Annotated in this window: 3 protein-coding genes and 1 pseudogene; all 4 read left to right on the top strand. The window is 59.5% G+C overall.

Annotation, left to right across the window (positions count from 1 at the left end; translation table 11 throughout):
* Positions 1-189 (top strand): annotated as a pseudogene (locus tag ABHR75_RS09875) (SIS domain-containing protein); the annotation flags it as partial.
* 46 nt (positions 190-235) lie between these two features.
* Complete coding sequence (locus tag ABHR75_RS09870) at positions 236-655, top strand: PTS sugar transporter subunit IIA (RefSeq protein ID WP_148346728.1); 420 nt, start codon at positions 236-238, stop codon at positions 653-655.
* Positions 656-712: 57 nt separating this feature from the next.
* On the top strand, positions 713-1,195 hold the full coding sequence (locus ABHR75_RS09865; RefSeq protein ID WP_346964234.1) for a PTS sugar transporter subunit IIB: 483 nt from the start codon (positions 713-715) through the stop codon (positions 1,193-1,195).
* A gap of 58 nt (positions 1,196-1,253) precedes the next feature.
* On the top strand, positions 1,254-1,873 hold a 620-nt coding region (locus ABHR75_RS09860; protein ID WP_346964233.1), incomplete at its 3' end, for a PTS mannose/fructose/sorbose/N-acetylgalactosamine transporter subunit IIC.

Below are 1,873 nucleotides of genomic sequence, written 5' to 3'. Positions count from 1 at the left end.
GGCGACACCGACATCAACATCATCGACACCGCCGAGTTCGCGATCCCCGGCCTTGACGACGAGTTCCGCGTCATCGTCTCCCCGTGGATTCTGACGGTGCTCGTGACCGACCGCCTGGCTCGCTACTACGAGACGGTCACCAAGCACAACCTCAACTACCGTCGCTACTATCACCAGTTCGACTACTAAAGAAAACGGGTGCGGGAACGTGCCGGGCTATTGAGAGGAACACAGAATGAGACAGTACATCATCGCCAGCCATGCGCACTTCGCCACCGGCATCAAGGAGAGCGTCGAGCTGCTCTCGGGCGCTCGCGACAACGTCCACGATCTTTCGATGTTCGTCGATGGCCGCATGGACGTGGCCGAGGAGGCCCAAAAACTGCTGGCAGGCATGTCTGCCGACGATGATGTCGTTGTCTGCACCGACCTCTTTGGCGGTAGCGTTAACAACGAGTTCACCAAGATCGTCCAGACGCGTCCCCGCACGTACCTCGTTACCAACATGAACCTTCCTCTGCTCATCCAGCTGCTGTTCTCTGACGAGTCGGCGCCGGTTGAGGAGACGATTCGCGCCATCGTCGCTGCGGACGATACGCGCGTGAAGTTTGTCAACGATCTTTTGGTCGATGACGAGGAGGAGGAAGAGTTCTAATCCGCAGCACCTACTGACACGCCGTATGACGGCACAAGACCTTTGGGGGGTCACATTATGATTCAGCTACTTCGCGTTGACCATCGCCTGCTTCATGGCCAGGTCGCAGTTTCCTGGGTTCAGGGCCTTGGCTCCAACTGCATCTTCTGCGTGGGCGATAAGGTCGCTAACGACCCGGTGTGGAAGACGACGCTCAAGATGGGCAAGCCTGCCGGCTGCAAGCTCGTCATCAAAGATATGGAGCATGCAATCGAAGCTATCAACTCGGGCGTGACCGACAAGTACAAGATGATCATCTGCGTCGCCACTATCGCTGAGGCAAAGCAGCTTGTTGAGGGCTGCCCGCAGATCAAGTCGGTCAACCTGGGCAACACCAAGCCCAAGGACGAGAAGCGTCCCGACGCTCGTCAGGTCTCTCGTCAGATCTTCCTGACCGCGGCCGAGGAAGCCGATGTGCGCGAGATGCTGGATCGTGGCGTTGAGGTCGAGATTCGACCCCTGGCCGCTGACCCCAAGGTCGACTGCGCCAGCGTGCTCTAGGCGTTCAATTTCGAAGAGTCTGAGCTCTTCGTAGTGTCCTATATGGAAAGGGGGATGTATGCTTACCCAAGCAATCCTCATCGGACTTATCGCCGCATTTGGTAAGTTCGACTGCCAGCTCGGCACCCTCTACGCGTTCCGCCCCATCGTCCTGTGCCCGCTCGTGGGCCTGGTGCTGGGGGACCTGCAGTCCGGCCTCGCGATCGGTGCGAGTCTGGAGCTGCTGTTCATGGGCTCGATCTCCATCGGCGCCTACGTGCCGCCTGATGAGACGATCGGCGGCGTGCTCGCCTGCGCCTTCGCTATCCAGCTGGGCCAGAGCACCGAGGCAGCCATCGCGCTTGCCATGCCCATCGCCACGCTGTGCCTTGCCATCAAGAACATCCTTAACGCCGCCCTGCCGATCCTGGTCGACCGCGCTGATGTCTACTCCGGCCAGGGCAACCTTAAGGGTGTCTATGCGATGCACTTCCTGATCGGTTTGACCGGTATCATCATGGCGTTCCTGCTGTGCTCGCTGTCGTTCTATCTGGGTGCTGACGCCATCCAGGGCCTGCTCGACTTCATCCCGCCCTTTGTCCTTGCTGGCTTTGGCGTTGCCGCCAACATCCTGCCTGCCATGGGCTTCGCCATGCTCGGCCGCCTGGTGCTCACCAAGCAGCTCGTGCCCTTCTACTT

This window comes from Collinsella aerofaciens, assembly GCF_039752955.1.
Classification (GTDB): Bacteria; Actinomycetota; Coriobacteriia; order Coriobacteriales; family Coriobacteriaceae; genus Collinsella; species Collinsella aerofaciens_BI.
Note: the sequence above shows the minus strand (reverse complement) of the source record. Positions and strands in the feature narration are given on the sequence as shown.